This is a genomic window from Betaproteobacteria bacterium, from assembly GCA_016194905.1.
Taxonomy (GTDB): domain Bacteria; phylum Pseudomonadota; class Gammaproteobacteria; order Burkholderiales; family JACQAP01; genus JACQAP01.
In genome coordinates this window covers 38,817-47,076 of record JACQAP010000023.1, presented here as the reverse complement: position 1 = coordinate 47,076, position 8,260 = coordinate 38,817, and the positions used below count along the sequence as shown (strand labels likewise).

The 8,260-nt window shown below is 58.1% G+C and carries 7 protein-coding genes; 2 read left to right on the top strand and 5 right to left on the bottom strand.

The features are described 5' to 3' along the window. Positions 1 to 247: 247 nt before the first annotated feature. From HY067_16785 to HY067_16775, 3 genes are all read right to left on the bottom strand, one after another. Positions 248 to 1,609, bottom strand: a complete 1,362-nt coding sequence (locus tag HY067_16785; GenBank protein MBI3529611.1) for a glycosyltransferase family 39 protein — start codon at positions 1,607 to 1,609, stop codon at positions 248 to 250. Positions 1,610 to 1,682: 73 nt separating this feature from the next. Then, entirely contained in the window at positions 1,683 to 2,732 is a 1,050-nt protein-coding gene (locus HY067_16780; protein MBI3529610.1) for a Gfo/Idh/MocA family oxidoreductase, read from the bottom strand. Beyond that, entirely contained in the window at positions 2,729 to 3,370 is a 642-nt protein-coding gene (locus HY067_16775; GenBank protein MBI3529609.1) for a hypothetical protein, read from the bottom strand. Before HY067_16775 ends, HY067_16780 begins: the two co-directional genes overlap by 4 nt. 307 nt (positions 3,371 to 3,677) lie before the next feature. Here HY067_16775 and HY067_16770 point away from each other — a divergent pair, with 307 nt between their 5' ends. Both HY067_16770 and HY067_16765 read left to right on the top strand, forming a co-directional pair. After that, complete coding sequence (locus HY067_16770) at positions 3,678 to 4,625, top strand: methyltransferase domain-containing protein (GenBank protein ID MBI3529608.1); 948 nt, start codon at positions 3,678 to 3,680, stop codon at positions 4,623 to 4,625. Beyond that, complete coding sequence (locus HY067_16765) at positions 4,552 to 4,776, top strand: transposase (GenBank protein MBI3529607.1); 225 nt, start codon at positions 4,552 to 4,554, stop codon at positions 4,774 to 4,776. Before HY067_16770 ends, HY067_16765 begins: the two co-directional genes overlap by 74 nt. Here the strand turns inward: HY067_16765 and HY067_16760 are convergent. Then, positions 4,730 to 7,189 (bottom strand): hypothetical protein, encoded by a 2,460-nt coding sequence (locus tag HY067_16760; protein MBI3529606.1) that lies wholly within the window; start codon positions 7,187 to 7,189, stop codon positions 4,730 to 4,732. The genes HY067_16765 and HY067_16760 overlap by 47 nt on opposite strands. 59 nt (positions 7,190 to 7,248) lie before the next feature. Further along, positions 7,249 to 8,253, bottom strand: coding sequence for a glycosyltransferase (locus HY067_16755; protein ID MBI3529605.1), 1,005 nt, complete (start codon positions 8,251 to 8,253; stop codon positions 7,249 to 7,251). Positions 8,254 to 8,260 lie beyond the last annotated feature (7 nt).

The window sequence follows — 8,260 nt, the reverse complement described above, 5'->3', positions numbered from 1 at the left end:
TCGCCCTGATGCACCCCGTACACCAGGTAAGCCATGGCGCGGCGGTGGCCCTTGCTGGAGAAAAGAAAGCCGGGATCGGGGCTCAGTTGAAACGGCTTCGCCTGGAGCTGGTAGTAAGCTTCGTACATGCCGCGTCAAAACCTCATTTGGAATGTTGGGGCAAGGGATCAGGACCGCCACTTCAGCGACGTCTATAAATTCACCTTAGGTATTCGCTAATGCGATCGATGGTCATAGTAGCCCCCTGCTACGGCTGGCTGGGGGCTACATAAGGAAAGCCGAGGTGGTCCTGACGGATAATCACACCGCCCGATCCGTCGTCGCACTCCCGAAGCTTGCCCCCGCTAAGGATGCGCAGGGTTTTCTGCCATATCGATTGTTGACCCGGATTGATGTCGAAACGTACACAGCCAAGCGCCTCCCGTTCAATTTTGTCCGCGATGACCCGGAGCACGGCGACCTGATCGGACCGATACCCCGTCCCGCGCGTCAACAGGCCGCAGACCACCCCAACCAGCAGGACCGCCGCCAGAGACGACAGAACGGCCCGCTTTGTCCAGATGTTCTTCGACACCAAATCGGCCAGCAGCCAGGCGGCGAGAAGGAACAACGGAGGATAGGCAAAATCAATATAGCGTGGCGCAATTGGAATCACAATGTAATGCGCGAAGCTTGACGAGCCGAAGTTCAGGTAGATCCAAGGGAGGGACGCCCAAATCAGCAAGAAGTATGTTCGGCGATCTTTGCGGAAACACCAGAACGCCACCCCCGACAAGACCAGAGTCGCCAACGAATGCAAGCCGAAATTCTTGTCCGGCACCAACATCATTCGGGGATACGATTTGAATAACCTGTATGCGAGATCGAAAGCAACCCTCCCGGCATTGGTATCGTTCATTTTGTTGTGTGAGGCTAGGGCGTGCAATCGAAACAACAGGTCCCCGGTCGTCACTAAGTAATAGGCGTGTTCGCAGGCGATGATCGCGCCGATCCCAACCACAATACCGAAGGCTTGCTGCCAGCGACGCCGCAGCACAGCATCGATAAACAGTGCCGGGGCGATAAACAATGCCGGCTCCTTGGTCAGATAGGCAATCCCAAGGCAGGCGCCGGCCAATGCACCCAGTGCCACCGGCGCCCTGTTCTCCGTCCGGACATGGACGAGCACCGCAAGCAAAACATAGCATCCGGCCACCGCTTCCGGTACGAGTACGGTGGCATAACGGAGCTCCCCCGGAAACGTTGCATAGAGCAATCCGGCGATCAGCCCGACCCGCAGACTGAAAAGCCTTGCACCAATCAGTGCCAGCAACACCACCGAGAGCGACGATGCGAAGAGCGGAAGTGCAATCGTGCTCCATTCGCTAATCCCAAACAGCGCATAAATCAGCCCGACCGGCAGGATGAGGCCATAGCGGATTGCGAAGTGGTGATATTCCGGGACATAACGCCCCTCGGCAAGAAGCTGCGCGTAACCGGAATAGCCCAAGTCATCGGACGCAATAATGCCGGTGAAGCATGCCAGACGAAGCAGTAGTGCAAGCAGGAACAATCCGAAGAGCCAAGCTGGCTCCGGATCCGCGCCTTGGATTTGGCGACCTTCACCCATCAGACTCGCTCACCCGCGTCCAACAAAGTTGAGCGCGAGTCCCCCACACGATTCTGGGTGACCCGCGGGAAATTCAGTATTGCATCTCAATGGTTTTCTTCTGCTCGTGCGAATCATAAGCGGCCAGCATCAGCGCCAGAGTGCGGCGATTGTCATCCGCATTGCACGGTGGCGTGGCGCCTTGATCGAGCGCATCGAGAAACGCGCGCATCAACTGGGCGGTGCCATGCGCAAACAGGTCCAGCGGATCGGATGCGATCTTCCTGACATTTTCGCCCTGATAAAGCAACGCGCGCCCACCCAACGTGACGTCGAGATTCACATACGGCTTGCGCGAGCCGCCGCGCACGCCCGCGGAAAGCGCAATGTTCCCGCCAATGCTGGTCTCGACGCAACCGCTGCTGCCGTCCAGCCGCATTTCCAAATAGCGGTGCGGGCCGCGACACAGGCGGTCGAGACTGATATGCGCGACGCGGTCTCCCGAGAATTCCAGGCGGATCAAATTCAGGTAATCCGGGCCATTCGGATTTCCGCCCTTTGGCATGCGTGCGTAAACGGAAACCGGGTCTTCGTCGAAGAAAAACCGGCACAGATCAAGCGCATGAATGCCGAATTCCTGGCAAGTACGCCGTGTTTCCTGTCCGCGCCATCCTGCTTCGGTTTTTTCGGAGACCAGGAAAGTCTGGTTGGCGCTGATGAACAGCAGATCGCCGAATTCCGGTGTGCCGATGACTTTTTTTGCGCTGCTGTGGATGTTCATGAAACGGTATTGATTGTTGACCACGACCCATCGATGTTTTTCGCGGGATAGAGCGGTTATTTCATTCGCGTCCTCCATGCTGGCCATGAAAGGCTTTTCGCAAAGCACGTGGCAGCCGGCAAGCAGCCCTTTCCGGGTGATCTCATAATGGTGGGCGGTCGGGGTCACTGCCGAAAGAATATCCGGAGAGGTCTTGTCCAGGAGTTCATCGATTGAGGAAAAAAGCGGAAAGGCAAATCCGCCTTCCCGGATAGCCGGATCGTACCCCCCGACCACTTCCAGATCATCCAATTTTGCATAGGCAGGGATATGAATGTGCCTGGCGGCTTCGCCCAACCCGGCAATCGCGATTTTTCTTTTCATTGCGCCTTCTTTTTCCAGATTCGGAATCCCGCGGACTGCATTGCCACTACGAGCAGCACAATGGCTGCATACGCCACGACAAAGCCCGCCTTGCGTTTTTCGAGAATCTGGTAAAGCACTCCATGCGCGACCACCAGCAGCGCGCCCCAATAATTCCAGCGCTGCAGGGATTTCCAGCGGCTTGCGCCGAACGCTCGCAGCGAAGCGTCGTTGGAAAGACAAAGCAGAAGCAGCATGATCAACGTCGCCACGAGCCCCGCATAATTGGTCAATCCGACAGGCACCCACTGGCTAATGCGCAATGGAAAGGGGAAAGTTGCAAGCCCCGGTGGCAGAAAGTACAGCCACATCTTTCCACCAAAATGCACCTGCAAGCCGAAAACGACGTGCACAACGCCCAGCACGCCAGCCCAGATGCCGATATCCCGCCGGAGGTAGCCGGATATCGGATTGGGGCGGCCGCGCAGCAGATTCCACGGCCCGATCATCAGAGACAACGCAAGCAGAACAAGGCTGCCGTACGCGCTCGCCATGCTCAGCCACCAGATCGGATCGTCGGTCTCCAGAACCAGATAAAATGCCGCGCCCGTCACACCGCTTGCAAGGAACAAAATTATATGGCGGGTGATTCGCTGCATGAATGACGCTCCTTAACCGATTTGGCAATGGCGATGCAGTGCTATTCCGGAAGCACGAGAAGACAAATTTCGAATTTTGACAACCTCTGAATCCTGGTGCTGTCGCATCTCGATTTTCCTGAAATTATTTGGGGTGGCTTGTAAACTTGGCACTTAAGCTGGGGAAGTATTCCACAATTGCAAAGGGTCAGTTCCGAAGTACTTCAATAGTATGGGTGCGTTCGATAAGGCGCAAGATGCGGCAAGTTGCAATCATGCCGGTGCGACTTACAACAAGTTTATTGGATCCGAACCGATGACGAATAAGATGACGAATAAGCAGGCTGACGCAGACGCGGTCAAGCACGCCGATGCGGATAGCTACGATCCGGTGACGGATCCCTATGACCGTTTTGTGGGGCGGTATTCAGGCAGGTATGTCGAGCGCATTGCTTTTCTCGCGGAATTCCGACCGGGCGATCGGGTCCTCGACGTCGGAACCGGGACCGGCATCATGGCCCTGCATGCGGCGGACCGGGTCGGGGAATCGGGTCGGGTAACCGGCATCGATCTCTCCGAGGGGATGCTCGCGCACGCGCGTGCCAAGGCGGATCTGGCGAAGCTCTCCGGGCGCGTCGAATTCCGCCGCATGGACGCCGAGCAGTTGGAGGTCGACGATGTTTCCTTCGACACCGCAGTGTCGCTTTTCGCGCTGCGCCATTTCCCGAATCCGGACGCGGCCCTGGCGCAGATGCACAGGGCCGTGCGCGCCGGAGGTCGCCTGGTGGTCGCGGTCGGGGGCGGGGCGCCGCGGTTGTCGCCGGCTGGTGTCGCCGCGGCCTTGCGCCGGATCTTCGACCGCATTCTCATACTTCGGGGCAGGCAGCTTCGCGCCTGCGAGTTTCTCGACGGACTCGTGCGCGCGAGTCTGCCCCGGAGCAGTCTGGAAGGACCAGCCGGCTCAGAGCACCATGGGCTGGGGCCGCTTGAACTGCCGGGGCGGGTGCGGCGTGCGGGATTCCTCGTCGACCACGTGGGGTGGCTGGGACACCGGGCCGTGATTGAGACCGCGGAGGAATTCTGGGAGCTTCAGGCCACCTTCTCCAGCATGGCACGTTCGCGGCTGCAGAACGCCACGCCGCGGGTGGTGGCCGAACTGAAGAATCGGTTCGTCGAGACCTGTCACCAGGTGCACGCCCGGGGTGGAAGCCTCGTTTATCCCACCGGAGTGCTGTTCGTCGCGGCAAGGCGCCCGCCTTTGTCCGCCGGAGCCTGAGCGGTACTACGCGTACGAGTTCACCTACGATCGGCGCGGCGAGCACATGCAGCGCATGTTCGGTGCTTATCGGGGCTATCTCCAGGCCAAGGCCCATGCAGGCTTCAACGCCCTGTATCAGGACCGCGGTAATCGGGGCTGCTCTTCTTGAGACCAGCAAAGCTGACCATCGCAATGAGGTAAATGGCGAGGGCAAGAATTAGGGTGGCATTGAACCCGAACTTGGTCGAACAGATCACCGCCACGAGAGAACCAACGACCGTCATAAACCCATTCACACCCCAGGCCCAGGGAATCAGGTGCGGCGCCTTGGACTCGAGTGCAGCGATCCCCAGGGGGAACGGCATGCCAAGAGGTATCCCCAGAGGAACGAGGAAAGTGGACACGAGCAAGATCCGGGATACCTGACTCATCCCGAGCGTGAGATTCCCTAAAAATGGGAACACGAAAATCAACAACACGGCAATGAGCCCGAAGGCTGGAATAGCCAGAATGGCCCGACGCCCCCATTTACTCGCGAGCCGGGCAGACAAGAAGCTGCCAATGCCAGCGGAAGCCAACAGAGTGAACAGCACGGTGGCCATCGAGTAGATCGGAGAGCCGATCAAGAGTACACATTTGGAGATGAACACCAGCTCGACGATAATAAAGCCGGCGCCAAGACAGGCGAAGTAAACCAGCGCCGGCACTGTCTCCGCACCGTATAAGCTCCGGCGCCGGAACCACAGCAGTGGCACGAAGACGAAAATGATAGAGATGACAACGGACAAGCCTCCGAGCACATAGAGGTGGAGATTCTCCATGGGGAAGTAGAGATTCTCCATGAGGACAAACTTCCGCAAGCTCAGGTTCAGGAACTCGACTGTCGCCGGCGGTACATACCCTTTTTCATCCGCCTGAAGCTGTCGGACCTGCTTACGAAGATCGCGAAAGAATGGACGATCGTCAGTCGGAGGAGAGACCTTATACGGCAGAGTTTCTTCAAACTTTGCCTGCAGCGGAACCTGGAAGAACTGATCCGGCACAGAACGCGCTTCGGGCTCTCCCGGGGCATATATAATTTTGTAGGTGCGCGGATCGGCGAACTCCGGACTCAGAAAGTGTCGAATCGCCTGGATTTCGTCCCGCGTCCACTCAGAGCGTTTGACGAGAAATGTATCCATGGTTGGATAGCCACTAACAATAACGAGATGTCGCCTAAAATCTTTCCCGGGGAAAAGCTCGTGCCAAGCGTACGCCGCCGTCGTAATCATCCGCGGATAGACAAAGTAATTAATCTGCAGGATTCCCTCATCCGTCAGATGGGAGAGGTACTCCTTGTACGCTTCAACCGTTTGCAGATAGACCGGCATGGCCCCCCCCGAACCATTGGCCACGCTCGAAGTCGTGTGGTTGCTATGTATCTGAATGATGTCGTATCGGCGGTCCGATTGCCGGAGAAAGCTCCGTCCCTCGTCGCAAGTGACTGTCACGCGCGGGTTGGTAAAAATACGGCCGATGAAGTCGGCATAGGGTCCCAGAGCAGCCTGGACGACGGTGCACACCATCTCTACCGCGTCCAGATGCGCTGCCCCCCACGCGAGCCCGGCTAGGGTCTCCTGCCCGCCGGCACTGCCGATGACCAGCACTTGGGGAGCAGCGTCACGTTTGAGCCAGTGTGCTAAGGCGACATACTTACCACTGTTGTATCGATTTTCGCCGTCGACGGTCTTAAAGTAGTTCCGTCTGAGCGCCGGCAGATCGCCATCGAACGACCGAAACATCGAGCCCTGGGAGCCTCCATCGTAGGCGATATGCTTGCCCCATGATTTGTCCAGTCTCAGCACCTCAATTTTGGAAATGGGATCCCACCGAGAAAATTCGACGCGAGAACCCGTCTCGCTAAGATAGATCCCACGGCCGACAAGGCTCGGAAAATCGATGCGATTCGAGAACAGGATGGTAAGGAGGGCGAGACCGACCATTGCCCAGCCTCCCCCTCGCCGCGTCCAGCTTCCTCGCCGCGCCAGCAGCGCTACTGATAGGGCCGCTGCGGCGGCGACGACCAGTAGTGTCTCCTCTCCCCCAATGAGACTTGGAAAGACAAAAATGCCAAGGCAGCCGAGTCCTGCCCCGATCAGATCCCAGAAATACAAATAGTGGATGTGCCGGGCGTACCGCGTCACAATCGTTACAACGACTAACCCGGATGCGAAGAAAGGAAGGAGGAGGAACAAATATAAGCTGCCAAACGCGAAGCTCTGTATGAGCAGGTGATCGGGTACCTCCTTGAGATTGGCGGGAAGCCACTTGATCGCAGGAATGAGAAGCAGCACCGTGGCGCAAAACGCCGTAGCGGAAGCGGCCAGCAGTTTGTCAGTTGTGACACCTGGCATCGGCCAAAGCACGAGCACTATGCCCGCAAGCCCGAAACCAAAAATCGCGCCACTCACGATGAGATACGCGAGATTAGCCCACAAGATGACGTCGAAGATCCTCGTGAGCGTGAGTTCGAGTAAGAGCGTGGCTGCGGAGATTACAAAGAGTCCCATGTATAGCTGGACATTCTGGAAGCGCAAAGACATGGACCCGCCCTCCCCTTACGTTCGTCCGTCTGACTCGGAACTGATTTGTGCTTGAAGCTTCACCCCGCCGTTGTCATTTTATTTATTCGGTGTTCCAGCCAGCACCAGGCAAATGCGGCGCTGCTGTATAAATAGTAAACCTGATGGAACAACAATCCACCCAGGGCGAACAAAGGCCCCTTGCGGCGGTAGAACAAGCGCAGCAGGCTGCCATTCGCCAATGCGATCGCGCCGAACAGGGCCAACGCAACCCACCCGGGAACTGCAGGATGCAGAGAAGCGGCGCTCCCTGCAAAAAAAATACCGGCCACGACCGCGCGCAGGCGCTCGGCGGTTCCCACGTTGAGGTCATTCACCAACCCGGTCTGGGACAGCATGAGCCGCGACCAGGGAACAGCACGGCAGAATACCTCGGTATGGATCAGATTGAGGAACCGCCATACTTTCAGATGCGTTCCCTGCAACGCCGGCCACAGTAGGATTCGGCCGCCTGCGGCGCGCAGCCGGTACCCCAACTCGATATCTTCAATCGATGGCCGCGTATACCGCACCACATCGAATCCGCCTATCGCCAGAAACGCTTCCTTGCGCACCGCGCCGCATCCTGCCCAGAAAGTGGATGCTTCGCCGCGGCCTCGATGATGGTAGAAATGGTGTACCAGGTTCTTGTATTGGGAAAGGAAGTTCTTCGCTGGCGGCTGGTCGTCGTAGGAGCCGAACACCGCGGTCACGCCGGGCTCGGCAACTGCGCGCTGGAGCTCACGCGCGGCGTCGTCATGCACGACGACATCCGCATCGACAAACCACAGTATGTCGCCTCTTGCCTGCGCCGCCGCCTGGTTGCGCGCTCCGCCGGGACCCAGACGACCGCCCGACGGCATGACGCGGGCGCCCATCCCTGACGCCATGACAGCCGTGTCATCGGTGGAAGTGTCGTCCACTACAATCACTTCGACCAGTTCGCCCCGGCGCAGCATGTCGATCAGCGGCGGCAGGCTGTGCGCGATAAACGCGCGGCCGTTATAAACCGGCATGATCACTGAAATTTTTGGCGATTCGCTCATCGATGCT

Bases quoted from the DNA above. Each gene is read 5' to 3' on its own strand.
- HY067_16785 (MBI3529611.1), bottom strand. From the start codon at position 1,609: ATGGGTGAAGGTCGCCAAATCCAAGGCGCGGATCCGGAGCCAGCTTGG.
- HY067_16780 (MBI3529610.1), bottom strand. From the start codon at position 2,732: ATGAAAAGAAAAATCGCGATTGCCGGGTTGGGCGAAGCCGCCAGGCAC.
- HY067_16775 (MBI3529609.1), bottom strand. From the start codon at position 3,370: ATGCAGCGAATCACCCGCCATATAATTTTGTTCCTTGCAAGCGGTGTG.
- HY067_16770 (MBI3529608.1), top strand. From the start codon at position 3,678: ATGACGAATAAGCAGGCTGACGCAGACGCGGTCAAGCACGCCGATGCG.
- HY067_16760 (MBI3529606.1), bottom strand. From the start codon at position 7,189: ATGTCTTTGCGCTTCCAGAATGTCCAGCTATACATGGGACTCTTTGTA.
- HY067_16755 (MBI3529605.1), bottom strand. From the start codon at position 8,253: ATGAGCGAATCGCCAAAAATTTCAGTGATCATGCCGGTTTATAACGGC.